At 52.3% G+C, this 26415-nt stretch carries 24 protein-coding genes and 2 tRNA genes; 17 read left to right on the forward strand and 9 right to left on the reverse strand.

Annotated elements, in window-relative coordinates; translation table 11 throughout:
• Nucleotides 1-79: 79 nt before the first annotated feature.
• Entirely contained in the window at nucleotides 80-712 is a 633-nt protein-coding gene (locus HMPREF0673_RS08165; protein ID WP_007900773.1) for an O-methyltransferase, read from the forward strand.
• A 141-nt stretch (nucleotides 713-853) separates the two neighbouring features.
• On the opposite strand, the gene HMPREF0673_RS08170 is transcribed toward HMPREF0673_RS08165, so the two are convergent.
• The 7 genes from HMPREF0673_RS08170 to HMPREF0673_RS08200 all read right to left on the reverse strand — a co-directional run bounded on the left by HMPREF0673_RS08170 (nucleotide 854) and on the right by HMPREF0673_RS08200 (nucleotide 7339).
• Nucleotides 854-1831, reverse strand: a complete 978-nt coding sequence (locus tag HMPREF0673_RS08170) for a hypothetical protein (RefSeq protein ID WP_007900776.1) — start codon at nucleotides 1829-1831, stop codon at nucleotides 854-856.
• Nucleotides 1832-1889: 58 nt separating this feature from the next.
• Nucleotides 1890-2753, reverse strand: a complete 864-nt coding sequence (gene lgt / locus HMPREF0673_RS08175) for a prolipoprotein diacylglyceryl transferase (protein ID WP_007900778.1) — start codon at nucleotides 2751-2753, stop codon at nucleotides 1890-1892.
• 75 nt (nucleotides 2754-2828) lie between these two features.
• Entirely contained in the window at nucleotides 2829-3215 is a 387-nt protein-coding gene (locus tag HMPREF0673_RS08180; protein ID WP_007900780.1) for a four helix bundle protein, read from the reverse strand.
• A gap of 96 nt (nucleotides 3216-3311) precedes the next feature.
• A complete protein-coding gene (ychF, locus tag HMPREF0673_RS08185; RefSeq protein WP_007900784.1) occupies nucleotides 3312-4418 on the reverse strand; it encodes a redox-regulated ATPase YchF in 1107 nt (368 codons plus the stop codon).
• 81 nt (nucleotides 4419-4499) lie between these two features.
• Nucleotides 4500-5504 (reverse strand): M28 family peptidase, encoded by a 1005-nt coding sequence (locus HMPREF0673_RS08190; protein ID WP_007900789.1) that lies wholly within the window; start codon nucleotides 5502-5504, stop codon nucleotides 4500-4502.
• A gap of 23 nt (nucleotides 5505-5527) precedes the next feature.
• Nucleotides 5528-5956 carry a SufE family protein gene (locus tag HMPREF0673_RS08195; RefSeq protein ID WP_007900791.1) on the reverse strand — a complete coding sequence of 143 codons (429 nt, stop codon included), beginning with the start codon at nucleotides 5954-5956 and terminating at the stop codon, nucleotides 5528-5530.
• A 114-nt stretch (nucleotides 5957-6070) separates the two neighbouring features.
• Nucleotides 6071-7339 carry a peptidase U32 family protein gene (locus HMPREF0673_RS08200; protein ID WP_007900793.1) on the reverse strand — a complete coding sequence of 423 codons (1269 nt, stop codon included), beginning with the start codon at nucleotides 7337-7339 and terminating at the stop codon, nucleotides 6071-6073.
• Nucleotides 7340-7629: 290 nt separating this feature from the next.
• Here HMPREF0673_RS08200 and HMPREF0673_RS08205 point away from each other — a divergent pair, with 290 nt between their 5' ends.
• On the forward strand, nucleotides 7630-8109 hold the full coding sequence (locus HMPREF0673_RS08205; protein WP_007900795.1) for a D-Ala-D-Ala carboxypeptidase family metallohydrolase: 480 nt from the start codon (nucleotides 7630-7632) through the stop codon (nucleotides 8107-8109).
• Between the two features lie 14 nt (nucleotides 8110-8123).
• Here the strand turns inward: HMPREF0673_RS08205 and HMPREF0673_RS08210 are convergent, their stop codons facing one another.
• Nucleotides 8124-9194 carry a glycosyltransferase family 9 protein gene (locus HMPREF0673_RS08210; protein ID WP_007900798.1) on the reverse strand — a complete coding sequence of 357 codons (1071 nt, stop codon included), beginning with the start codon at nucleotides 9192-9194 and terminating at the stop codon, nucleotides 8124-8126.
• A gap of 319 nt (nucleotides 9195-9513) precedes the next feature.
• Between HMPREF0673_RS08210 and HMPREF0673_RS08215 the strand changes: the two genes are divergently transcribed.
• The 8 genes from HMPREF0673_RS08215 (at nucleotide 9514) to HMPREF0673_RS08250 (ending at nucleotide 15739) form a co-directional block, all read left to right on the forward strand.
• Nucleotides 9514-10119: an FKBP-type peptidyl-prolyl cis-trans isomerase gene (locus HMPREF0673_RS08215; RefSeq protein WP_007900801.1), complete on the forward strand. Its 606-nt coding sequence runs from the start codon at nucleotides 9514-9516 to the stop codon at nucleotides 10117-10119.
• Nucleotides 10120-10147: 28 nt separating this feature from the next.
• Nucleotides 10148-11020 carry an FKBP-type peptidyl-prolyl cis-trans isomerase gene (locus HMPREF0673_RS08220; protein WP_007900804.1) on the forward strand — a complete coding sequence of 291 codons (873 nt, stop codon included), beginning with the start codon at nucleotides 10148-10150 and terminating at the stop codon, nucleotides 11018-11020.
• 28 nt (nucleotides 11021-11048) lie between these two features.
• Nucleotides 11049-12080 carry an FKBP-type peptidyl-prolyl cis-trans isomerase gene (locus HMPREF0673_RS08225; RefSeq protein WP_007900807.1) on the forward strand — a complete coding sequence of 344 codons (1032 nt, stop codon included), beginning with the start codon at nucleotides 11049-11051 and terminating at the stop codon, nucleotides 12078-12080.
• A 174-nt stretch (nucleotides 12081-12254) separates the two neighbouring features.
• A complete protein-coding gene (locus tag HMPREF0673_RS08230) occupies nucleotides 12255-13544 on the forward strand; it encodes an L-cysteine desulfidase family protein (protein WP_007900809.1) in 1290 nt (429 codons plus the stop codon).
• Between the two features lie 210 nt (nucleotides 13545-13754).
• Nucleotides 13755-13827, forward strand: a tRNA-Gly gene (locus HMPREF0673_RS08235).
• 90 nt (nucleotides 13828-13917) lie between these two features.
• Nucleotides 13918-14003 (forward strand) — tRNA-Leu (locus HMPREF0673_RS08240).
• 112 nt (nucleotides 14004-14115) lie between these two features.
• Entirely contained in the window at nucleotides 14116-15120 is a 1005-nt protein-coding gene (prmC, locus tag HMPREF0673_RS08245) for a peptide chain release factor N(5)-glutamine methyltransferase (RefSeq protein ID WP_007900812.1), read from the forward strand.
• A gap of 130 nt (nucleotides 15121-15250) precedes the next feature.
• Nucleotides 15251-15739, forward strand: coding sequence for a regulatory protein RecX (locus HMPREF0673_RS08250; protein WP_007900816.1), 489 nt, complete (start codon nucleotides 15251-15253; stop codon nucleotides 15737-15739).
• Between the two features lie 96 nt (nucleotides 15740-15835).
• Here the strand turns inward: HMPREF0673_RS08250 and HMPREF0673_RS14260 are convergent, their stop codons facing one another.
• The gene (locus tag HMPREF0673_RS14260) at nucleotides 15836-15985 is read right to left on the reverse strand and encodes a hypothetical protein (protein ID WP_157591669.1); all 150 of its coding nucleotides are present in this window, start codon (nucleotides 15983-15985) and stop codon (nucleotides 15836-15838) included.
• A gap of 37 nt (nucleotides 15986-16022) precedes the next feature.
• Between HMPREF0673_RS14260 and HMPREF0673_RS08255 the strand changes: the two genes are divergently transcribed.
• The 7 genes from HMPREF0673_RS08255 (at nucleotide 16023) to HMPREF0673_RS08285 (ending at nucleotide 26385) form a co-directional block, all read left to right on the forward strand.
• Nucleotides 16023-18506: a TonB-dependent receptor domain-containing protein gene (locus HMPREF0673_RS08255; RefSeq protein WP_007900819.1), complete on the forward strand. Its 2484-nt coding sequence runs from the start codon at nucleotides 16023-16025 to the stop codon at nucleotides 18504-18506.
• Nucleotides 18507-18583: 77 nt separating this feature from the next.
• Nucleotides 18584-19171, forward strand: a complete 588-nt coding sequence (locus HMPREF0673_RS08260; RefSeq protein WP_007900820.1) for a DUF4923 family protein — start codon at nucleotides 18584-18586, stop codon at nucleotides 19169-19171.
• A gap of 147 nt (nucleotides 19172-19318) precedes the next feature.
• Nucleotides 19319-20221 carry a site-specific tyrosine recombinase/integron integrase gene (xerA, locus tag HMPREF0673_RS08265; RefSeq protein WP_007900824.1) on the forward strand — a complete coding sequence of 301 codons (903 nt, stop codon included), beginning with the start codon at nucleotides 19319-19321 and terminating at the stop codon, nucleotides 20219-20221.
• 121 nt (nucleotides 20222-20342) lie between these two features.
• Complete coding sequence (locus HMPREF0673_RS08270) at nucleotides 20343-23159, forward strand: M16 family metallopeptidase (RefSeq protein ID WP_007900826.1); 2817 nt, start codon at nucleotides 20343-20345, stop codon at nucleotides 23157-23159.
• A gap of 207 nt (nucleotides 23160-23366) precedes the next feature.
• Entirely contained in the window at nucleotides 23367-24806 is a 1440-nt protein-coding gene (locus HMPREF0673_RS08275) for a DUF6242 domain-containing protein (RefSeq protein ID WP_007900829.1), read from the forward strand.
• A complete protein-coding gene (porG, locus tag HMPREF0673_RS08280; protein ID WP_007900832.1) occupies nucleotides 24806-25489 on the forward strand; it encodes a type IX secretion system protein PorG in 684 nt (227 codons plus the stop codon). The genes HMPREF0673_RS08275 and porG overlap by 1 nt, the downstream gene beginning before the upstream one ends.
• Nucleotides 25490-25635: 146 nt before the next feature.
• Complete coding sequence (locus tag HMPREF0673_RS08285) at nucleotides 25636-26385, forward strand: isoprenyl transferase (RefSeq protein WP_007900833.1); 750 nt, start codon at nucleotides 25636-25638, stop codon at nucleotides 26383-26385.
• The last annotated feature ends 30 nt before the right edge of the window (nucleotides 26386-26415 follow it).

Below are 26415 nucleotides of genomic sequence, written 5' to 3' on the forward strand. Positions count from 1 at the left end.
GGCTACGGCAGGAATGCCGTAGCCTCCTACATTTAAATATTTAGTTCTGACACACCATCATAGCAGACAACGAAAAGAAATGACAGAAGAACTCGACAAATACGTACGCGAACACACCTCAACGGAGGGCGATTATCTGTACCGCCTCTATCGTGCAACAAACATACACACCATACACGGACGCATGGCATCGGGACACCTGCAGGGCAGACTGCTGAAGATGCTCGTGCAGATGGTGCAACCGAAGAATGTGCTCGAAGTGGGTACATTCTCGGGATATAGTGCTCTCTGCCTTGCTGAGGGACTGCCCGACGACGGACATCTATATACGTTCGAGATAAACGACGAGATGGAGGACTTCACCCGTCCGTGGATAGAAGGGTCGCCTTACGCCGACAAGATAAGTTTCATCATCGGCGACGCTAACAAGAAGGCACCCGAGCTTGGCGTGACGTTCGACATGGCATTTGTCGACGGCGACAAGCGCACGTATGTGGAGACGTACGAGATGGTGCTCGCGCTGCTGCGCCCAGGCGGATATATCCTTGCCGACAACACGCTCTGGGACGGACACGTCACCGACCACGCCTACGACCACGACCAACAAACCGTGGGCATACGCCACTTCAACGACTATGTGGCTGCCGACGAGCGCGTGGAACAGCTCATACTGCCCATGCGCGACGGACTGACACTGATAAGAAAACGCTAAAAATCAGGGGGTGCACTTGTCTCAAGTGCACCAACCGAACTGACTATTTTTATTTTGTTGGTGCACCTGTATCCACTGCACCAACCGAACTGAATGTTTTTATTTTGTTGGTGCACTTGAGACAAGTGCACCCCCTAAAAACTACTTTTTCACAACCTTGTGCGTGCGTCCGTTGAACTTCACGATGTACGCACCGCGCTGAACGTCGCCGAGCGTTGTGCCTACGCGTGTGCCATCGAGCGTGTACACGCCGTCAGCAACGATAGTTGTGCTGTTCTTAACGCTGTTGATGCTGGTAGGATTGCCCTTGCCGTCGATTTCAATGGTAGCAATCTCTGAGCAGATGCCAGCCTCATTGTCTACGTAAGCAGCCACAATGTAGTACTCCTCACCCGAAACAAGCTCGTCGAATTTAAGAGAGAAGTCGCCCTGATTGGCGTTTTTCTTGAACCACTCACCAAACTCTTCATTAGCAAGATAGTCGTATATCTGCGTACTGATGCCGGTCTGCATATAGTCGCGTATGGTCAGTTCTTCGTGTGTGAACTCGTCGAACATGTTCGACTTTGCGATAGATCCGAATGTGTAGTAGAGGTTCTTGTCGTCGGGCTCGCAAGTGACAAAGATACCACCATCATTTGTTTTCTGAGCCTTCAGCTTGATGCGGTTGCTGATAGTCTGCACAGGCTTCGTGCGGAACGGCAGACGCTTAATCTCTGTGGTGGTGTTACCTTTCTCATCAACGCCGTGATACCAGATTACGTACTCGCGGTCGGGCAGCAAACCTGCCTGATATTCTGCGGCATCGCCCTTGAAGCCGAACGACTGTACAACATCCTTAACATCCATCTGATAGCCTTTTGCCATCTCCTCGAACCATTTCTTGTCCTCGCTGGCGAGAGTCTCGTCGTCGTTATAACCTTTCTCTTCAAAGATTTCCTTTTCAAGATAAGACACATAATAATATGCGGTCTCGTCGGTTGTTGTCATTGTCTCGTGAACATAACACTCGTGAATGTCGAGAGTAAGCGTCACGGGGTTGGGAATTGTTGTCTGCGCTGAAGCTGCGAGCGAGAGTGCTGCAAGCATTGAGAGCGCGAAGTAGCGTAGTTTTTTCATATTGTTTTTTGTTAAAGGGTTTTTACTATGTTTGTTTATCGTAATATGTTTGCTTCTTTTACTTCTTCGGCGCAGAGCAGAAGTCGCGGAAGCGGTCCATCCACTTGCCGCCTACCATGCACGCCACGCCGATAGCCACGAACGGTATGCTCAGCAGCTGTCCCATGTCGAGCGGCAGCGAAGCCTCGAACGCCTCCTGCACCTCCTTGGTGTACTCGATGAAGAAGCGTGCGGTGAAGATGTACGTAAGGCAGAGTCCGAAGAAGAAGCCCGTGCCCACGCGCTGTGGCATACGGCGGTAGAAGTACCAGCCGATGAAGAACAGCAGAGCGTAAGTGACGGCCTCGTAGAGCTGTCCCGGGTGGCGCGGCATGGGGTCTACCTGCTGGAAGATGAACGCCCAAGGCACATCGGTTATCTTGCCGATAATCTCCGAGTTCATCAGGTTGCCCAGGCGTATGAAGCACGCCGTGAGCGGTGTAGCGATGGCTATGTTGTCGAGCACCTGCCAGATGTTCATCTTCGTGCGGCGCACGTAAAGCCACAAAGCAAGCATAAGACCTAACGTACCGCCATGCGAGGCGAGTCCGCGATAGCCCGTGAAGCGCCATCCGCCGCCCGGCAGGAAGTCGATAGGCAGGAATATCTCCACGAAGTGCTTCCAGGACGAGAGGAAGAAGTCGGGCTGGTAGAAGAGACAATGTCCCAAGCGTGCTCCGGCGAGTATGCCGATGAAGCAGTAGATGAAGAGTGGGTCGAACAGCTCGGGCTTCACCTTCTGCTCCTTGTACAGACGCTGCACACAGAGGTATGCCAGCGCAAGACCGGCAAGCCAACAGAGTGAGTACCAGTGGAACTCAAGAGGACCGAGCTTGAACGCTGTGCTGCTCGGATCCCAAAGGATGTATAAAAAATGTGCCATTTTTTATTGTGTTGAGGTGGTGAGATGGTGAGATTTGATGGTGTGATGTTGAGGTGGTGAGATTTGGTGTGAAGTTTATGGCTTCCATTGGGAGTTGTCCCCATTCTTTATTATTGAGAATCTCAAAGAATAAAGAAGACGGGCGATGACCTCCACCTGCTTACTAACAGCATGTTGTTCTTCGTAGCTAACGTATCCCAATTCGGCGGATATTTCTATCTGACACTCTACCTCCATCAAAGAGCCGTAGGCTATGTCAATGAAATGGATTTTCTCTTTAGAAGAAGCTCTTCCAAACCCTTCTGCTATATTTGAAGGTACAGAGATTACGGCTCTACGCAACTGATTGCAGAGAGCGTATTCCTCTTCTTTTGGGAACTTTTTCAACAAGAAGTATATATACTTCACCAATTCCTTGGAGTAGTTGTATACGTCCAATTTCTTAAAATAGAAATAATTCATAGGCTATATATTATAGTATAGACTATATATTATAGTATAGTAATGTCAACACATCAACACCACAACACCTCAACCTCAATGTCTAATGCGCCAGCATTAGACATTGAAACGGAAGTGCATGATGTCGCCGTCCTGCACTACATACTCCTTGCCCTCGATAGAGAGCTTGCCAGCCTCGCGCACGGCAGCCTCAGAGCCGTACTGCATGTAATCGTCGTACTTGATGACCTCGGCACGGATGAAGCCCTTCTCGAAGTCGGTGTGGATGACACCGGCACACTGCGGAGCCTTCCAGCCCTTGTAGTATGTCCATGCCTTCACCTCCATCTCGCCGGCGGTGATGAATGTCTGAAGGTTGAGCAGGTTGTAAGCCTTCTTGATAAGACGGTTTACACCGCTCTCCTCAAGACCCAGCTCCTCAAGGAACATCTGCTTGTCCTCGTAAGTTTCGAGCGACGCAATGTCCTCCTCGGTCTTCGCAGCGATGACGAGCATCTCTGCGCCCTCGTTCTTTGCTATCTCCGCAATCTGCTCCGAATACTTATTGCCACTCTTTGCCGATGCCTCGTCTACGTTGCACACGTAGAGCACGGGCTTGGCGGTGAGCAGGAAGAGGTCGTGAGCGTAGTGCTGCTCCTCCTTCGACTCGAACTCCACGCAGCGTGCGTTCTGTCCTTTCTCCAATACCTCCTTATAGGCTTCGAGTACAGACACTGCTACCTTAGCGTCCTTGTTGTTGCCGATGGCTGCTATCTTCGACTGCTTCTGAAGCTGCGACTCAACGGTTTCGAGGTCTTTCAGCTGAAGCTCGGTGTCGATTACTTCCTTGTCCTCAACCGGATTTACCACAGCACCACCCTCGCGCACGATATTGTCGTCGTCGAAGCAGCGCAGCACGTGGATGATGGCGTCGGTCTCGCGGATGTTGCCGAGGAATTTGTTGCCCAAGCCTTCGCCCTTAGACGCACCCTTAACGAGTCCGGCGATGTCTACTATCTCGCAAGTTGCGGGCACGATGCGACCCGGGTGAACTATTTCAGCAAGCTTCGTGAGGCGCTCATCGGGAACGGTGATGACACCCACGTTAGGCTCGATTGTACAGAAAGGGAAGTTGGCTGCCTGCGCCTTAGCGTTAGAGAGACAGTTGAAAAGGGTGGACTTGCCCACGTTAGGGAGTCCTACGATACCACATTTTAATGACATTGTTATTGTTGTTTGTTATTATTTTATATTGATGGTGATGGGGTGAGATGGTGAGGGTGGTGAGATATGTCAGACTACCCCTTACTCCTCCGAATAGAGCACCTGGATAAGCGTCTGACCTACAGCTTTCATCACGTTGGGGTCGATATTTTCCATCGTGTCGTTGACGGTGTGCCATGTCGGACCGAACGAGCTTTGCGGGCAGTCGGGGAAGCAAGCAATGATGTCAATGCAGGCGATGCCAGCCTTCTCATTCACCGGCACATGGTCGTCGGTGACCATCGCACCGTCCTTCATCGGGAAGAACGAGCCGTAGCCTATCTGCGCTGCTGTGCGCCACACCTTGTTCACTATCTCCGAAGCGTACTGCTTCGACACGCCCTCCTGGTAGAACTTGGTGCCTTGTCCGCCCACCATGTCGAGCAGTATGCCGTAGCGTGCCTCATAGCCTTCAGGCAGGTTCTCTGCCCAATACTGTGCACCGAGTGCCCAGGTGTCGGCATCATCAGCCTGGTCAGCCCAGCGCGGTGTGCCCCAATCTTCGGCGTCGAAGCACACGAAGTCGACACCTATCTGCAGCGTTGTGTCGCTCTGTATGGCGCGCGCCACCTCAAGCATAACAGCCACACCGCTCGCTCCGTCGTTGGCAGCCATCACCGGACGATGCCAGTTGGTTGAGTCGGGGTCGTTATCTGCCCACGGACGACTGTCCCAATGGGCGCAGAGCAGTATGCGTGTGGTCTGCTCGGGGCGGAAGCGCGCTATGATATTGCGCGAGCGCAGCATCGTGCCGTCCCATCCCTTCAGCTCGGCATCCTGAGCCTCAACGCTCATACCGAACTCGCGGAACTTCTGCATTATCCATTCGCCACAGCGGTCGTGAGCCGCAGAGTTCATAACGCGCGGACCGAAATCGCACTGCTTTGCAGCAAACACGTAGGCAGAGTCGCCACGGAACGTCGGACCGACGAGTGCCACGGTGTCGGGCTCGGCAGCTGCCTTGGTAGCGTTCTTGCAGGATGCGCACGAACATGCTATCGACACGACGGCAACCAGTGAAAACACTGAAAATAATATCTGTTTCATAATTCAAAATTCAAAACTCAAAATTACGCATTAGCCTTCGTCTCGTATGCCAATGCATACATACGTATCTGTTTCACCATAGCGAGCAGTCCGTTGGAGCGTGTCGGCGAGAGGTGGTCCTTCAGACCGATGCGCTCGATGAAGTAGAGGTCGGCATCGAGAATCTCGCGCGGCGTATGTCCGCTGATAACCTGAATGAGCAGAGCGATGATGCCCTTCACGATGAGAGCGTCGCTGTCGGCGGTGAAGACGAGACGACCATCGTCGGTCATGTCGCACTGCACCCACACACGGCTCTGACAGCCGTCGATGAGGTTCTGTTCGTTCTTATACTTGTCGTCGAGCGGCTCAAGATCGCCGCCGAGGTCTATGAGTAACTGGTATTTGTCCATCCAGTCGGTGAAGTCCTGAAACTGTTCAATGACTTCGTCCTGTGCTTCGTTTATTGTCATGAGATTTTATGGTGTTTGGTGCTAGGTGTTGTTATGGTGAGGTGTTGAGATGGTGAGATATGTACAAATGCCAACACATCAACATTCAATATCTCAACTTCATATGTCAACACATCAACATCTCAACACATCAACATCATTTTTCACAATCTTGAACAGTTTGTCGCTTGGTCTAATCTTCGCCGGCACGCGGAACGACACGTGCTGTCCCTTGTGCGCTGTCTCCACCGGCTTCAAGTCGTAGCGTATCTCATCTACGTCGACATACATCACACCCGTTGTCGGACCGGTGATGAGCAGCTTGTCGCCAACCGAGAACTCCATCGCCTCGCAAGTGAATTCAGCCACACCGATATTAGAGAAATACTTCACGCCGCGACCCACGTACACCTTCTTCTCCGTAGCGTTCGAGCCGTAGTTACTGTTCCACTCGCCCAAGGTCTGACCCTGATAGTAGCCGTCCCAGAAGCCACGGTTGAAGACTGTAGCGAGTGTTGTGTCCCACTCGTCCTTCTTCTCGTCGGTGAACGTGCCGTCGAGCACAGCCGCAATAGCCTGCTTGTAGCAGCGCACCACGTTGTAGACATACTCTGCACCACGAGCGCGACCCTCTATCTTGAACACACGCACGCCGGAGCGCATCATGCGGTCGATGAAGCGGATGGTCTTGAGGTCCTTCGGCGACATAATATACTTGTTGTCTATCTCGAGCTGGTTGCCCGTCTCGTTGTCGGTGACGGTGTACGAACGACGGCATATCTGCATACACTCGCCGCGGTTGGCTGAGCGTCCGGTGTTGGCAAGACTCATGTAGCACTTGCCGCTCACTGCCATGCACAACGCGCCGTGGCAGAACATCTCTATGCGTACCAGCTCGCCCTTCGGGCCGCAGATGTGCTGTTTCTCTATCTGCTCGTAGATGTACGCCACCTGATCCATGTTCAGCTCGCGTGCTAAGACCACAACGTCGGCAAACTGAGCGTAGAACTTCAGAGCTTCGGCGTTGCTGATATTGAGCTGCGTAGAGAGATGTACCTCCACGCCCACCTCACGACAGTAGGTCATTACGGCAACGTCGGAAGCTATCACTGCTGAGATGTTCGCTTCCTTGGCAGCGTCGATAATCTGGTGCATCAGCTCCACATCTTCGTCGTAGATGATGGTGTTGACGGTGAGGTAGCTCTTCATGCCATGCTCGGTGCAGATGGCTGCAATCTCGTGCAAGTCCTCAATAGTGAAATGGTTGGCAGAGTGTGAGCGCATGTTCAGCTGCTCCACACCGAAGTAGATGCTATCGGCACCTGCCTGAATGGCTGCCTGCAGACTCTCACGCGAGCCTACTGGTGCCATTATCTCATAATCGTGTATGTTTGTATTTGTCATATTCGTTGTTTTCTGAGGTTTGAAGAATGTGGCGAAAGATGCTCGAAATCCTAATCATTTGTCAACATCTCAACATCCCAACACCTCAACCCTTTATATTAATAAGGTGCAAAGTTACTAAAAATCGGCCTAACACGTGTTTAAAAACAATATTTAACAGTAAAAGAAGCCACTTGAATTGTTATTTCCAGAAGTACGGATACCTTTGCGGCGCATAATAACACTTAGGAAACACAAGAAAACAATATATATAGTTACTTGATTTACTAACTTTAATTATCTAAAACAACATGGAAAACACAAAGAAGGTTGCCGCAAACGCGGCAACCGCTTTTATTGCAAACGGCGACCTGCGCCTATCTGATCACTTCAAACTACGCGAATTCACCCTGTCTGGCGCAGCAATACGCTACAACCTTGACAACACACCTACGACCGTGGAAGTAGAGCGTCTGCGGGCATTGTGCGTGAATGTGCTCGAACCGCTGCGCCACCGCTTCGGTGTGCTTCGTATCACAAGTGGTTATCGCTCGGAGCGGGTCAACAAGATTGTGGGTGGTGCTGTAAGGTCGCAACATCGGTTGGGCGAAGCAGCAGACATACACGTTTCGAGTCTGGAGGTAGCACAGAAGATGTGCCACTTCGTGAAAGAACACCTCGACTTCGATCAACTCATACTCGAATCGGTAGCTAAGACCGGCGCACGATGGATACACGTGAGCTACAAAGCCACAGGTAACCGACGAGAGTTCTTTACGTTGAAACGCTAAACGTTAAGCGTTCACTATACCCCTGTTTGCACTGGCAGCTCGTTCAGCACGCGCTCCACGCTATCGGCTATTGTTATTGGGTCGATAGCAGCCATGCAAGCGTTGTCGCCACGCAGACAGGGCGTATTGCCAAACACGCTACATGGTCGGCAAGACATATCAGCCTGTACCACATCGCTCATGCGCTGATTGTATCCGAGAAATCCGGCGTAAGGATGTGTTGCTCCCCATACGCTCACGATGCGTATGCCTGTGAGTGCAGCGAGGTGCATATTGACACTATCCATGCAGAGCATCACATCGAGATGGCTCATCACGATGAGCTCTTGGTCGATTGACCCGAGCAACGCCGACGCATTGGTACATTCCTTATAACGTGCGCACCACGAGTCGAGCACCTTCTGCTCTGCTTCGGTGCGCCCGAAGAGCAGCACGCGACACGACGGGTGTCGACGTATTATCTCCGCCACCACCTGTTCCATTTTCTCAGGCGGATATACCTTCTCTTTATATATAGCGAACGGCGCAACGCCTATCCACTGTTGGAATATCTTCTTCTCACCTATTTCCTCCGAAACGAGTCGCAGATTGCCACCCGTAGCAGGGAACACCGATTGGAAGTCGAGTTCTACGGGATAACCTAATCGTACGAGCACATCAGTGTAGTTGTCAAAAGCCGTCGACAACTGACGCAGCTTCTTATTATTCTGCGCAGTAAGCTTTTGGCGTTCAGCCACATGTCGATTAATATGCTCCACCCGATAACGACTCATTTTGAAACGCATACGCAGATACTTTGACGAGAGTGTGTCGTGCATATCAGCAATAGCCGTAAAGTTCTTAGCGATGAGTCGGCGATAGAGTGCGTTAAGCCCCTTCACACCTCTGTATTCGCCTTGCAAGTCAGCCTCCATAAAGCCCACATTCGGTGCCAGTTCGTCGAAGAACACACGCGCAAAGGGTCGACTCAGCACAGTAATGCGCAAGTCAGGATACTGCCGTGCGAGCGAACTGACCACGGGCACAAGCATTGCTACCTCGCCCTGGGCAGAGAAACGTATGATTAGGAGGTGGTCGGTTTTCATTTATAGTATATTTAAAATACGAGTTAGCGAGTAGACAAAATTCACTCGTTTATTGTTTAGGTACTACGTAACCTGTATGTGCGTTTATCAACTGCAAAAATAATGGAAATAGAGCAAACTGCCAAAGATTTGCTCTTATATTTTACTTTTTTATCCTTGTATGTATATAAAATGTGAACATACGCACAAAATAAGTTATGCTAATATTTAAAAAAAGTGATTTTTATGCAATAATGTATTTGAAATCAAATATAAGTAGTAAATTTGCAAGACTTTAGCCCCTAAGCATTGATACATTATTAAAAAACAAATACAACTTATGGACAAACTTAGTTACGCTTTGGGCCTTGGCATAGGCCGCCAGCTCTCGCAGATGGGAGCCGAGAACCTTAACATCGACGACTTCGCTCAGGCTATCAAGGACATTCTTGAGGGCAAGGAGCCGCAGGTGGCAGACCAGGAAGCACAGACGATTGTTACAGAATTTTTCCAGCAGCAGGAGGCTAAGCAGCGTGCTGCCGCAGCCGAGAAGTATAAGGAGAACAAGGATAAGGGCGAGTCATGGCTTGCTGATAAGGCTCTTGAGGAGGGCGTAGTATCGCTGCCTTCCGGTCTTATGTATCAGGTGCTCAACGAGGGTAGCGGCAAGAAGCCGACCGCTAAGGACACAGTAGAGTGCCACTACGAGGGTCGCCTCATCGACGGCACAGTATTCGACAGCAGCTACAAGCGTGGCGAGTCGGCTACATTCCCTCTCAACGGTGTTATTGCAGGCTGGACAGAGGGCGTGCAGCTCATGTCTGAGGGCGCAAAATATCGCTTCTTCATCCCTTACCAGTTGGCATACGGCGAGCGTGGCGCAGGTGCTGCCATCCCTCCGTTCGCAGCTTTGGTGTTCGACGTAGAGCTTATCAAGGTACTTTAATACAACTAAAAACAACAATAACAAAACAATGAAAAAGTTTTCAATCGTAGCCGCTTTGGCTATCGCCATTTCTGGCATCTTCGCCTCTTGCGGCAACACTCCTGCAAAGGCTAATCTTAAGAACGACGTAGACACACTGAGCTACGCTATCGGTATGGCACAGACACAGGGTCTGAAGCAGTACCTGTTGCAGATGGACATCGACACCACCTATATCGACGAATTTGTAAAGGGTCTGAACGACGGTGCTAATGCTGGCGACAACAAGAAGAAGGCTGCTTACTACATGGGTGTGCAGATCGGTCAGCAGATTTCTAACCGCATGGTTAAGGGCATCAACCACGAAATCTTCGGCGACGACTCTACAAAGACAATCTCTCTGAAGAACTTCATGGCTGGCTTCATCCAGGGCGTACATGGCAAGGGCATCATGACAATAGAGCAGGCTAACCAGGTTGCTCAGCAGAAGATGATGGCTATCAAATCGAAGTACATGGAGGAGAAGTACGGTGCTGCAAAGAAGAAGGGCGAAGAGTGGATGGCTGCCAACGCTAAGAAGGAAGGCGTGAAGACTCTGCCTTCTGGCGTACAGTACAAGGTTATCAAAGAGGGCAACGGCGCGATGCCGAAGGACACCTCACTCGTAAAGGTACACTACGAGGGCAAGCTCATCGACGGCACTGTATTCGATAGCAGCTACAAGAACGGTCAGCCTGTTTCTATGCGCGTTAATCAGGTTATCAAGGGCTGGACAGAGGCTCTCGTACACATGCCTGCAGGCTCTGTATGGGAAGTGTACATCCCGCAGGAACTCGCTTATGGCGAGCGTGAGGCTGGTCAGATCAAGCCTTACTCTCCGCTGATCTTCAAGATTGAGCTCATAAGCGTAAACGGAAAGTAAAAATATTGGCAAGTTGACAAGAAAAACAATGAAAAAGATATTGACATTGGCGTTGGTTGCAGCTCTCTCTGCAACCTTCACCACCGCCTCTGCAAAGGACAAGAAGGAGTACTGCAAGGCAAAGACCGAATGCTGCAAGGTGGACAAGAAGAAGAACAAGAAGTGCAAGAAGGATAAGACAAGTTGCTGCGAGGCTCCTGTTAGCCTCCTCAGCAAGTCCGACTCGCTGAGCTACGCTGCCGGCATGACCTACACCACCGGTCTGATAGATTACGTAGGCAAGCAGTTCGGTGTCGACTCTACCTCTATGGGTGCTTTCGTAGCAGGTCTGCGCGAGGGCATCAAGCGTTCTAACGACAAGCAGTTCATGGCTCATAGCGCAGGCGTACAGATTGCACAGCTGCTTGAGACACGCATGTACCCGGGCGTTGCCAACGAAGTGAAGAACACTCCGTGGACTCTCGATAGCATCACCTTCAACCGCGGTTTCATCGACGCTGTGCTCAACGACACTACAGTGATGCAGGTGGTAGACGCTAAGAAATACTACGAGAAGACAATGACCGACGAGAAGCACCGCCAGGAGGATGCCTACAAGAAGGAGAACGTCGACTGGCTCGCTGAGAACGCCAAGAAGGAAGGCGTAGTGACTCTGCCTTCCGGTTTGCAGTACAAGGTGCTCACAGCCGGAACCGGCGAGGTGGCTACTAAGGACGACAACGTAACCGTACGCTACGAGGGTAAGACCATCGACGGCAACATCTTCGACAGCAGCTACAAGCGCAACCCTGACACTTCTACATTCCGCCCCGACCAGGTTATCAAGGGTTGGACAGAGGCACTCACCTCTATGCCTGCAGGCAGCACATGGATGCTCTACATCCCGCAGGAGCTGGCTTATGGCTCACGCGCAGCAGGAAAGATTAAGCCCTACTCTACTCTTATCTTCAAGGTGGAGCTTGTGAAGATTGACCGCAAGCAGCAGCCAGTTGTAGAGGAGAAGAAGGAGGGAAAAGCTCCGGCTAAGAAGACCACTGCTAAGAAGAGCAGAAAGAAGTAAAAGTTTCTTTTAGTTGAGAATTTAGAGTTGAGAGTTGAGAGTTATGATATGTTTTGCAACTTTCAAGAGCTGCTAATGAACTATCAAGGTAATCATAACTCTAAACTCTCAACTCTAAACTCTCAACTCTAAATTCTCAACTAAGTAAACTCTCAACTAATAACCCTAAACAATATGCTTGAAGAAGACATTCGCAAACAAATCATTGCCCTCATCAATCGCGAGGTAGTGCCAGCCGTTGGCTGCACCGAGCCGATGTGCGTATCGCTCTGTGTGGCTCGCGCTACGGAGTTGTTAGGCTGTCGACCCGAGAAAATCACAGCGTCGCTATCTGCCAACATCCTCAAGAACGCTATGGGCGTGGGCATACCCGGCACGGGCATGATCGGACTGCCTATCGCCATCGCTCTCGGAGCCATCATCGGCAAGTCGGAGTATCAGCTTGAGGTGCTCAAAGACCTCACCCCAGAGACCCTCGCCGAAGGCAAGCAGTACATCGATGCCGAACACATCTCCATACAGCTGAAGAGTGGCATCACCGAGAAACTGTACGTAGAGATAACCTGCGAGGCTGACGGACATAAGGCGACTGCCACCATTGCCACTGCACACACCCACTTTGTCTACTTGGAGAAGGACGGCGAGGTACTTCTCGACGAGCGTCACCATAAGGCAGGCGAAGCAGAGAACAACGACATACGTCTGAACATGCGACTTGTCTACGACTTCGCGATGACAACGCCTGAGGACGACCTGCGCTTCATACTGAAGACACGCGACTACAACTTCCGCATCGCCGAGGAGTCGAAGAAGCACAACTACGGCCACTGCCTCGGCAAGACTATCGACCGCCCGCTGAGTCACGGCATCTTCGGCAACTCTATCTTCTCGCATATTATCTCAAAAACAGCATCGGCTTGCGACGCACGCATGGGCGGCGCGATGATTCCGGTGATGAGCAACTCCGGCTCGGGCAACCAAGGCATCTGCGCCACCAACCCCGTGGCTGTGTACGCCGAGGAGAACGAGAACACTGAGGAGGAACTCATCCGCGCACTCACCCTTAGCCACCTTACCGCCATATACATCAAGCAGAACCTCGGCAAACTGTCGGCACTCTGCGGCTGCGTAGTGGCAAGCATCGGCTCAAGCTGTGGCATCACCTACCTCATGGGTGGCGACTACAATCATATCTGTTGGTCGGTGAAGAACATGATTGCCAATATCACTGGCATGATATGCGACGGCGCGAAGCCAAGCTGCGCACTGAAGATATCGTCCGGTGTGTCTACAGCACTCCTCTCCGCCCTACTCTCTATGGAGGGCAAGTGTGTTAGCTCCGTAGAGGGCATCATCGACAACGATGTCGACCGCTCTATACGCAACCTCACAAGCATCGGTGCCGAAGCAATGAACCGCACCGACGAGATGGTGCTCGACATAATGACACACAAGAGTTGTTAGCAATATTAGGAGGGTATGGCATCTTGCCATATCCACGCACACATCAGAAGTTATCACTATATACACTCTAAATAATGTACATTTCTGGCAGCGTGGGTATGACAAGATGCCATACCCTCCTACAATTAGCAAACAAATATCACTTTTTCCCCATTTTTCTTCTCCACTTCAAAAAAATAGTGTATCTTTGCACTCGCAAAAAGCGCGAATGCGGCAATAGCTCAGTTGGTAGAGCACAACCTTGCCAAGGTTGGGGTCGCGGGTTCAAGTCCCGTTTGCCGCTCTTTTAAAATAGTTTGATTGTTTTTGTTAGGACGGGTAGCAGAAATGCTGCCGTTTTTTATTAAGACATCAAACATAAACGACACAGGTCGCCGCAATGGTGGAATTGGTAGACACGAGGGACTTAAAATCCCTTGGCCAGTAATGGCTGTGCGGGTTCGAGTCCCGCTCGCGGCACACATTCTCAATTTATAATTTGAAATTGATAATTTATAATTCTTTATTAAGCACATACCACCTCGTATTATAAATTACGCCACCAGGTTATAAATTAAAACCACTCAGAAATATGACTTATTCAGAAATATGGCATCGTATAGCCACATCTTACGACGACGGCGAGGCACGTGCCATAGCACGCATCCTCATCGAAGAGCTGTTCGGTCTGTCGTACACTGACATCGTCTGCGGTGCCACCGAGCAGTTGTCTGCCGACGACACTCTGCGCCTCGACACAGCCGTCAGACGCATCGAGCAGGGCGAACCGCTGCAGCACGTGCTCGGATATGCCGACTTCTGCGGCAACCGCTTCTCTGTGAACGGCTCTGTACTCATCCCCCGCCCCGAGACGGAATGGCTCGTGGACGAGGGCGCGAAGCTGATGGACGGCTGCATTGCATCCGACGAGACGCAGCATAAGGCACCACACTCCCCCAAACGTATCCTCGACATCGGAACGGGCAGCGGCTGCATAGCCATCAGCCTCAAGCTACGCCTTGGCGACGCATACGTGGAAGCATGGGACATCTCCGAAGAGGCACTGCGCACAGCTCAGGACAACGCCGACGCGCTGAAGGCAGAGGTGGTGTTCAGAAAGAGGGATGCGCTGAGGGCTGAGGGGGAGTGCCTTCAAGGGGGTGCACTTGTCTCAAGTGCACCAACCGAGCAGACTATGGATTCTATAAATTATAGCGAAGCTAACATCCTCGCCGCCCCTTGGGACCTGATAGTGAGCAATCCGCCATATATCTGCAACTCGGAACGCTCTGCGATGGACGACAACGTGCTGCTGCACGAGCCTCACACTGCCCTCTTCGTGCCCGACGACGACCCTCTGCGCTTCTACCGCGCCATCGCTCGCTACGCTCTACTCACGCTGAACATCGGCGGAAGCCTGCTCTTCGAGTGCAACACCCGCTATGCCGAGGCGACGGGGACTATGCTCCGCGACATGGGTTTCGAGGAGGTAACGGTCAGCGACGACTGCTTCGGGCTGCCCAGGTTTGTGAGGGGAAGCAGCCCCTCCCAATCAGCAGCCCCTCCCAACCCTCCCCGTCGGGGAGGGCTCAGTTAGCTGTTCTTCCTCGGCTTAGAAAGGCCTAAAAAGGCTTACCACCCCAAGGCTTAGAAAGGCTTAAGAAGGCTTAGTTCGGCTTAAACGCCACCTTAAGAAGGCTTAGTTCGGCTTAATTACAACAACAACCATGCTACAAAAGAAACAACCCATAACCGAGCAGGAAGCCCTGCTAAAGCTCTCTGCGCTCTGCGCCCGTGCGGAGCACTCCTCAGGCGAGATGCTCGAGAAGATGCGCCGCTGGCAACTGCCCGACGACGCACGCGAGCGCGTGCTCGACCGACTCATCGACGAGCAGTTTGTTGACGACGAGCGGTTCGCCCGACTCTTCGTGCGCGAGAAGATACGCTTCGACCACTGGGGACGACGCAAGATAGAGCAGGCGCTCTACCTCAAGGGTGTGGACAGCAATATCAGCCGCCGTGTGCTCGACGAGGTGGACGACGAGGCGTATGTGGCGGAACTGAAGAAACTATTAGCCACAAAGCGACGCTCGGTGAAGGCAGAGAACGACTACGAGCTGCGCCAGAAGCTGACAAAGTACGCCTTGGGCCGCGGCTTCGGCTATGAGGTGATACGCCGCTGCATAGACGGAGCCGACGAACTGCTGGAAGATTAGTCAGCAAAGGCTTAAACACCACTTTAGAAAGGCTTAAGAAGGCTTAGTTCGGCTTAAACGCCGCTTTAGTTGCCCAAGGCTTAGAAAGGCTTAAGTTCAACCTGAGAAAGTTGACATTACACCATCCGCGTCGGTCGGTGCGGACATCCGCGTCGGTCGATACGAGCATCCGCGTCGGTCGGTGCGGACATCTGCGTCGGTCGGTGCGGACGTCTGCGCCGGTCGACGCAGATTATTTTTGCACACGATTAAACCCACACACGCTAAATGCGTCTTAGATAATATGAAACAAATAGCACTATTCATAATGCTCATCCTCTGCACAGCGACGGGATGGGCGCAAGGTTTGGTAAAAGGAAAGATTCTGGATAAACGCAACTCAGAACCACTTAGTTTTGTGAACGTGAAGGTTACGCAGACTGCCAACGGCAAGTTTGTGGGCGGCGGTATGAGCGACGCCAACGGCAACTTCAAGATACAAGGACTCGCCAACGCCCAGTACACGTTGGAGCTGACCTTCGTGGGCTACAAAAGCGAGACACGCAAGTTCGAGATAAACGCCTCGAACCCCAACCAGCACTACAATATTATATATATGTCTGAGGATGCAAAGATGCTGAAGGGTGTCACCATCACCGGACAACGCTCAGCTATGAAGCTCGAGGTAGACCGCAAGACATTCGACGTGGCACAGCTCATAGGCAACGCCGGACAGTCGGCATCCGAAGTGCTCGACAACATACCGTCCGTAGAGGTGGACAACGACGGCAACGTGTCGCTGCGTGGCAACTCGTCGGTGGAGGTGTGGATAAACGGTAAGGCATCGGGACTCACCACCGACAACCGCGCACAAATCCTGCAGCAGCTGCCTGCCGAGTCAATAGAGCGCATCGAGGTGATAGACAACCCGTCGGCGAAGTTCTCAGCCGAAGGCTCTGCCGGCATCATCAACATCGTGCTGAAGAAAGACCGCAAGGCGGGCTACTACGGCTCGCTGCAGGCTGGCGCGAACACCAAGGGCGGCGCAAACAGCAGCTTCAACATCAACTATAACAGCAAACTGTTGGACGCATACGCCAACATCGGCTACCGTCACCGCAAGAACACGGGCTACACCGAGAGCACACAAACCTCAAACACTTACGACCAACGCTACAAGGCGGACAACGACCGCTGGGGCAACAACCTCTTCACACGCGCCGGACTGACGTTCCACGCTTCGAAGAAGGACGACCTAAGCCTGAGCGGAATGCTGATGAAGGGCAAAGGCAAGTCGAAGAGCTTCACACCGTACGAGTACACCGCCGTGGCTGACGGACTCACCGACTACCGCATGGACCGCCTCACACGCTCGAGCAACGACATGAATATGTTCTACTCGGAGTTCAACTACCGCCACTCGTTCACCGACCGCCACTTCCTCGACTTCACCATCGACTACAGTCGCTGGAAGTCGGACGGCGACAACTTCTACCGCGACTCTACGGTGTGGGAGGGCAACGACGTTCATGCTTACGACTACCAGTACCGTCCGCAGCACATCAACAACCGCCGCTGGGAGGTGAAGCTCGACTACGAGAACCAGATAACGAAGGACATGAAGGTGGAGGCAGGCTACCAAGCCAACTTCTCGCACGAGAACACCCCGCAGGAGTCGTACATCGACAACACCTCGTGGGAGGGCACGGCTGCCACCGAGGACAAGCTCTTCTACAACCGCTTCATCTACGACATGGATCTGCACGCCCTCTACGCCTCGTTCAACTACAAGCTGGGCAACTTTGGCGTGATGGCAGGTCTGCGCGGCGAATACTGGAAGGTGAACACCGAGAGCTACACATGGGAGCAGGAGCACAATCCATCGCTGCGTGAAAAGCCGTTCAAGAAAGACTTCTTCCAGCTCTTCCCCTCGCTCTTTATGTCGTATCAGCTGACCGAGTCGCAGCAGCTGCAGCTCAACTACACACGCCGTCTGCGCCGTCCGTGGGGCGGACAGCTCAACTCGTTCCGCGACACACGCGACGCTACCACCGTGTCGTTCGGTAACCCCGAGCTGACACCGGAGTACAGCCACTCGTTCTCGCTCAACTACCTGAAGACCTGGCGCGACCACTCGCTGCTCGTGAGTGCCTACTACCGCCCCACAACCGATGTCATACAGCGCATCAGCTACAAGAACTCGGAGGACGGACTCTTCTACTCCACCTCGATGAACGTAGCAAAGAGCCAATCGTCGGGCTTGGAGCTGACGCTAAAGAACAAGTTCTTCCGCATACTCGACCTCACCACATCCGCCAACGCCTACTACTACAAGCTCGACGGATTTGCCTACCCCATCGACGGACAGATAGTGACGGGCGCAGCCGACGATCGCTTCACATGGAACGCACGCATGACGGCAAGCCTCATACTGCCCTACGACATATCCGTACAGGCTACCGGACGCTACGAGGCACGCCAGGTGATCACGCAGGGCTACCGCAAGCCGTCGTACAGCGTTGACTTCGGCGCACGCAAGAACTTCTTCAACAAACTCATCACCGTAGCTGTCAACTGCCGCGACTTGCTCGACTCGCGCAAGTGGGAGACCTTCACCAGTGGCAACAACTTCACACGCCACCAGATAAACCGCCGAGGAAGCAGACGCTTCAACTTCACCGTGACGTGGAACTTCGGCAACATGAAGCAGAAACGCCGCCCACAGAACAAGCAGGGCGACGGAAGCAGCGAGATGCAGATGGACTATAACGGCACGGGTGAAGAATAAATGTTAACAGAATCGGCTTAGTATTGTTCTTTTTTGTAACTTTGTACACAGATAAACAATTACAGTAACAAAAGTTTATGAAAAGAATTAAGTTTTTCTTAGTAGCAGCGATGCTGCTCATCAGTGCCTCAGGAGTGCAGGCACAGAGTATCGGAGACCTGCTCACCGGTCTGGGTAAGACCCTCGTGGGCGACAAGGCAACAACAGCCGCAAGCCTCAAGGGCACATGGACATACACCGGTCCGGCATGTGAGTTCGAGAGCGACAACCTACTGTCGAAAGCAGGCGGCTCAGCGGTGTCTACAAAAATAGAGAACAAGATAACACCCGTGCTGAAGAAGTACGGTGTGCAGGGCATCGTCTACACCTTCGACGGCAATGGCAACTACACCACGAAGATAAAGAAGCGCACCATCAAGGGCACGTACACCTTCGACAGCAAGAAGAAGACAATCACCTTCAAGCCCCACTACGGCAAGGAGTACACCGCCAATGTCAGCATACTAAGCAACCAGATGACACTCGTGTTCAACGCCGACAAGCTGATGCACGTGCTGCAGACCATATCAAACACCGCTGCGAAGCAGAACTCCACAGCCGCTACCATCAACACGCTGATGAAGAACTACAACGGTATGCGCTTAGGATTCAGACTGAAGAAGTAAAGATGGTGAGATGGTGAAATGGTGAAATGGTGAGATGGTGAGATTACCGAACTAATCATAACTCTCAACTCTCAACACAACAACACCTCAACATCTCAACACAACAACTCTCAACACAACAACACCTCAACACAACAACACAATATCATGGATTATATTCAGATAAAGCGCCGCTACATGCGCTTTCTGCGCCTTGAGCGCAACTACTCGCAGAACACCGTCGATGCCTATTCGCACGACATCGACTATCTGCTCAACTTCCTCAACGGCGAAGGACTCGCCATTGAGGAAGTGCGACTTGCCCACTTGGAGCAATTCGCCACCCTGCTGCATGAGTTCGGCATTGCTGCAAGCAGCCAGGCACGCATACTATGCGGTGTGCGCTCCTTTTTCCGCTTCCTTTTGCTCGACGGCACGCTGCAGGACGACCCGTCGGAGCTTCTTGAGTCGCCAACGCTCGGCGAACACCTTCCCGAAGTGCTTTCTACAGAAGAGATAGACCGCATGGAAGCGTCTATCGACCTCTCCAAACCAGAGGGGCAGCGCAATCGTGCCATCATCGAAGTGCTGTTCTCCTGCGGCTTGCGCGTGTCAGAACTCGTCAACCTTAAGTTCGGTGACGTGTTCGCCGACGACAAATACCTGCGCATCACGGGCAAGGGCAACAAACAACGCCTCGTACCCATCTCCGACAACGCACTGCACGAGATACAACTGTGGCTCTACGACCGCAACCTGATGAACATAAAGCCTGGCGAGGAAGAATACGTGTTCCTAAACCGCAGAGGAGCACACCTCACACGCACCATGATTCTGATAATGATAAAGAACGTGGCACGCGACGCTGGCATAATCAAGACAGTGTCGCCACACACGCTGCGCCACTCCTTCGCCACCGCACTGCTGCAAGGCGGAGCGAACCTGCGCGCCATACAGGAAATGCTCGGACACGAAAACATAGCTACAACGCAGATTTACACGCACATAGACATAACAACTCTGCGCAACGAAATACTCAACCACCACCCAAGAAACATGAAAAACACATGAATGTAGCAAAAAACGATGCTTATTTCTTAAAAATCATAAACATTTAACATGAGAAGCGGAAAAATAAGCTACTTTTGCATATTGTACGGACAGATTATACATCAACTAAAAATAATAATTTATGAAACTAAGAAAACTGATGGTTGCAGTCTTCGCGTTCTTCGCAGGACTTGCTCAGGCACAGCAGATGCCACCCATTCCGGCTGACCCCGACGTAGTGGTTGGCAAGCTGGACAATGGTTTGACCTACTACATCCGCCACAACAACTGGCCGGAGAACCGTGCCGACTTCTACATCGCACAGAAGGTGGGCGCTATCCAGGAGGAAGAGTCGCAGCGTGGTCTGGCTCACTTCCTCGAGCACATGTGCTTCAACGGCACAAAGCACTTCCCTGGCAATGGTGTAATCCGCTACTGCGAAAGTATCGGCGTGCAGTTCGGTCGCGACCTCAACGCTTACACAGCCATCGACCAGACTGTTTACAATATCTCTAACGTACCGACCGACCGCCAGTCGGCTCTCGACTCTTGCTTGCTCATCCTGAGCGACTGGTCGAACGCGCTCACACTCGACCCGAAGGAGATTGACGAGGAGCGCGGCGTTATCCACGAGGAGTGGCGTCTGCACACATCGGCTTCAAGCCGCATGTTCGAGCGCAACTTGCCGAAACTCTACCCGGGCTCTAAGTATGGCGTGCGCTATCCTATCGGTCTGATGTCTGTCATCGACAACTTCAAGCCGAAAGAGCTGCGCGACTACTACGAGAAGTGGTATCACCCGACAAACCAGGCTATCATCGTAGTGGGCAACGTCGACGTGAAGTACACCGAGAACAAGATTAAGGAGCTCTTCGGCTCGTTCAAGAACCCGGAGAACCCAGCTCCTATCGTTGACGAGCAGGTGCCTAACAACGCTGAGCCTATCGTTATCATCGACAAGGACAAGGAGCAGCAGACCAACAGCGTAGAGCTCTTGATCAAGCACGACGTTTACCCAGCTTCTGAGAAGGGTCACCTCGGCTACCTCATCTACAACTACGTGAAGCAGGCTGCCATGACTATGCTCAACAACCGCATGAAGGAGAAGGCTCTCGATCCGGAGTGCCCGTACGTAGGCGCTTACGCTAACGACGGCACATTCATCTTCGCCAAGACTAAGGACGCCTTCAATATCTCGGCTTCACCGAAGGAACTCGGCAAGACAGCCGACGCGCTGAAGGCTGCTTACACCGAGGCTCTGCGTGCTGCACGCCACGGCTTCAAAGCTACAGAGTATGCACGCTTCCAGGAGGACTACAAGAGCTCGCTCGACAAGATGTACAGCAACAAGGACAAGCGTCCGAACAGCCAGCTCTATCGCGACCTCGTGGACAACTTCCTCGAAGGCGACCCAATGCCGTCTATCGACTTTGAATATCAGGCTATGAGCCAGATTGTGCCGGCTCTCCCGGTTGAGGTGGTTAACCAGATGATGGAAGAACTTGTGCCGGCTAACGACTCGAACCTCATCGTGCTCGCATTCCTCAACGAGGCTGAGGGCAACGTATATCCGACTGAGGCAGAGCTGCTCGGCGCTGTCAAGGACGCACGCAACGCTAACATCGAGGCTTACGTGGACAACGTGAAGAACGAACCGCTCATCACCACTCTCCCGAAGGCTGGCAAGGTGAAGAAGGAAGTGAAGAACGAGAAGCTCGGCTACACCACGCTCACACTCTCTAACGGCGTTGTCGTAAACATCAAGAAGACCGACTACAAGAAGGACCAGGTGCTCCTCAGCGGTCGCGGCGAGGGTGGCACCACACTCTATGGCGCAAGCGACTATGCTAACCTCCAGCTCTTCAACGACGTTATCGGCTACAGCGGACTCGGTGCATTCTCTTCTACAGAACTGCAGAAGGCTCTTGCCGGCAAGATTGCCAACGCCGACCTCTCACTCGGACAGCTCTCTACAAACGTGTCGGGCAACTCTACACCGAAGGACGTTGAGACAATGCTCCAGATGGTGTACCTCTACTTCACAAACATCAACAAGGACCAGAAGTCGTTCGACAACCTCATGCAGCAGCTCGAGGTATCGCTGAAGAACCGCGAAATCAATCCTGACATAGCATTCAGCGACTCTATACAGGCTACTATCTACGCTCACAACCCACGCGTTGCGCCGATGACTATCGACCGCTTGAAGGACGTGAACTACGACCGTATCCTCCAGATTGCCAAGGAGCGCACCGCTTCGGCTAAGGGCTGGGTGTTCAACATCGTGGGCAACTACGACGAGGAGACAATCCGTCCGCTCATCTGCCAGTATCTCGGCGCACTGCCAGCTAAGGGCAAGGTTATGAAGAGCAAGCGCGAACTCAATCCGGTTAAGGGCGTTGTGGAGAACACATTCAAGCGCAAGCAGGAGACTCCGAAGGCCAACTCTGTAATGCTCTGGTTCAACGACCAGCTGCCTTACACTCTGAAGAACGCTCTCTGCTGCGACATCGCAGGCCAGGTGCTCTCTATGGAATACCTCGACAAGATTCGCGAGAAGGAAAGCGCAGCTTACTCTGTAGGCGCTTACGCAAGCGCTGACCTCGGTGCCGACAACTACCGCATGTTCCAGATCTTCGCTCAGTGCCCGATGAAGCCTGAGAAGAAGGACGTGGCTATCCGCATCCTCAACGAAGAGATGAAGGCTATCGAGACCACATGCGACGCTGCCAAATTCCAGAAGTGCAAGGAGTTCATGGTTAAGCAGAACGGTGACCGCGTGAAGACAAACGGCTTCTGGCTCGGCGTGCTCTTCGATAGCTACCACTACGGCTACGACGGCTACACCGACTACTCAAGCACTCTTGAGGCACTCACTACTCAGGACATCTGCAACTTCATGAAGGAGTTCAACAAGGCTGGCAATCACATCACCGTGACTATGCTGCCGGAGGAATAATCCGCCACGAACAGAAAGCATTAAGACACAATAGGAAAGCATTGTTTGCTCGTTTGGGCAAGCAATGCTTTTTTTATATCACTAATCACTAAACAACCTTAAAAATGCGGTTATTAATCAATAAATAGCATAATTATAAGGTGAAAACACACTGAAATTGAAGATTTCTGATTAAATTTGCAGCTAAAAATAATAAGTTTAAGAAGAATGAAAAATAAGTTTGCAGCTTTTGCCATGCTGTTCATGGCGGTTTTTACACTCGCATCGTGCCTTAATGACGACACCGACTACGTGTACACCGACGACAGCGCCATCACATCATTTTCGGTGACGGGGGCAAAACGATATATCCATACAAAGACGAAAAAAGGCGATAAGGATAGCGTTTATACAATCTCTTCATCGTACACAAGCTACAAGTTCGTCATCGACCAGAACAACAACACCATCTATAATCCCGACTCGCTGCCGTGCGGCATAGACGCGAAGAAACTCGTGTGCAACGTGTACGGACTCAACTCGATGACGGTGTACATCAAGAACCTCAAGGACGATAATGTAGAGATTGTGAGCAACACCGACTCGCTCGACTTCTCGGAGGTGCGCGAGCTGAAGGTGATGAGCAATTCGGGCAAATTCCTGCGCACATACAAGGTGAAAGTGAACGTGCACAAGGAGCAAGCAGACTCGTTCTTCTGGGCTCCCATGACAAAGAACACAGACATAGAGCAGCTCCAGAACGTGAAGACCTGCGCCATAAAGACAGCTGAGGGCAAGGACCGACTCTTCCTCTTCGGTACGGACGGCAACAACACAAAACTGTACGTGATGAACAACGGACAGACTTGGACAGCTGCCACACCTAAGTTAAACGATGCAGTCCTCACATTCGACGCGAATGTCTGCAAGAGCATCGTGACAAAGAACGAAAAGGTGTACATCTGCAACGCCGGCAACATCCTATGCACCACTGACGGCAACACATGGGAACAGACCGGCAACGCTACTACCATCAAGACACTCGTAGCAGCAAGTCCGCTGCGTCTCTACGGCTACAACGCCGAGGGTCAGCTTGTGGCTTCTGCCGACAACGGTGCTACATGGATACTGGCTACCATCGACAGCGATGCCTCGTTCCTGCCGGCAAGCAACCTCTCCTACACCTGCACAGCACTGCGCACCAACAGCAACAGCTACCGCGTGACTATATACGGCACAACAGCAACAGGCGCAATGGCAATCTGGGGCAAAGTGGACGAAGGCAACAAGTATAGCGAGAACCAGCCGTGGGCATACTACGAGGTGTCGACAGAGAACAAACACACACTCCCGAAGCTCAACAACATGAGCGTAGCAACATACGACGGCAAGACATACGCCCTCGGCACACCCGACGGCATGAACGATAGCAATGCAAACCTCTACAGCTCTAAGGACGGCGGACTGACTTGGGCAAAAGACACAACACTCACCGTTCCGACAGAGATAACATCCAACAAAGAGAATGCGTCGAACACGCCGAACATGGCACTCACCGTAGACAGCAGCAACTTCATCTGGATGGTAAATGCAACAGAAGGCAACACGTGGCGCGGAAGAATAAACCGCCTCGGCTGGAAAAAAGAACAGACTGATTTCACTGAATAATGAAGAAAATCCTCACCATCCTCATCATCTCCCTGATGTTTGTGTCGGCAAAGGCACAAACCGACGAGGAGTACCGCATGGAGATAGGTGCGGGAGTAGGGCTGGTGGCGTACGAAGGCGACTTCAACGGTAGCGTGATGAGCAATATGCAGTTCGGTGGGTCGGTAGTGTTGCGACGCGTATTCAACCCGTACATGGGGCTGAAGATGTCGGCAATGTACGGCAAACTGACGGGGGCATCAAAGGATGTAAAGACCTATTACCCCGACTTCGTAAACAATCCATACTCATTCAGCAATACGCTCATAGATGCCAGCGTCACCTACGAATACAACTTCTGGCCATACGGCACCGGACGCGACTACCGTGGAGCGAAACGCTTCACACCGTTCATCTTCGGCGGACTGGGCGCCACGTTCGTTACCGGTGGTGGCAAGAACGTCTTCACAGCGAATGTGCCACTCGGCTTGGGCGTGAAATACAAGATAGGACCACGTCTGAACCTCGGACTCGAATGGGCGGTACACTTCTCGATGAGCGACAAGCTCGACGGCGTGAAAGACCCGTACGGCATAGAAAGCAGCGGACTCTTCAAAAACACCGACTGCTACTCAGCCCTACAACTCACACTGACGTACAGCTTCATGGCGAAATGCCGCACCTGCCACAACGCGGATGAGTAGCCCCTCCCAACCCTCCCCGTCGGGGAGGGCTCTGATTAGCTTAGAAAGCAAAGGCTTAGAAAGGCTTAAGAAGGCTTAGAAAATAGTTCGTCAAGGCTTAGAAAGGCTTAGAAAGGCATAACCGCCGCCCTTTAAAAAAACAGAATATGACACAACTCGATACAACCAACATACCCCAGCACATCGCCATCATCATGGACGGCAACGGACGCTGGGCTGCAGAGCAAGGTAAACCGCGCAGCTACGGCCATCAGGCCGGAGTAGACGCTGTGCGACGCATCACGTCGGAGTGTACGCGTCTCGGCGTGAAGTACCTCACGCTCTACACCTTCTCTACCGAGAACTGGAACCGCCCCGCAACAGAAGTGGCTGCACTCATGGGACTCGTGCTAACATCGCTTGAGGACGAGATATTCATGAAGAATAACGTGCGCTTTCAAGTAATCGGCGACATCGAACGCCTGCCGAAGGAAGTGCAGCAGAAGTTGCAGGAGACAATGGAGCATACGGCTAACAACTCTGCAATGACGATGGTTGTAGCACTCAGCTACTCGTCGCGCTGGGAGATTGTGAAAGCTACACAAGAGATTGCAGCCGACCTCGCTGCGGGCAAGATTGCCGCTACGGACATCAACGAGCAGCTCATCTCGGAGCACATGACAACAAGCTTCATGCCTGACCCCGACCTGCTCATACGCACCGGTGGCGAACAGCGCATCAGCAACTACCTGCTCTGGCAGATTGCATACTCAGAACTCTACTTCTGCGACACCTTCTGGCCCGACTTCGACGAGGAAGGCTTACACAAAGCCATCGCCGACTATCAGCGACGCCAGCGACGCTTCGGAAAGACAGAGGCGCAGGTGGAGGCTGAACAAAGCCCCTCCCAACCCTAACAGCCCCTCCCAACCCTCCCCGTCGGGGAG

This window comes from Leyella stercorea DSM 18206 (assembly GCF_000235885.1).
Taxonomy (GTDB): domain Bacteria; phylum Bacteroidota; class Bacteroidia; order Bacteroidales; family Bacteroidaceae; genus Prevotella; species Prevotella stercorea.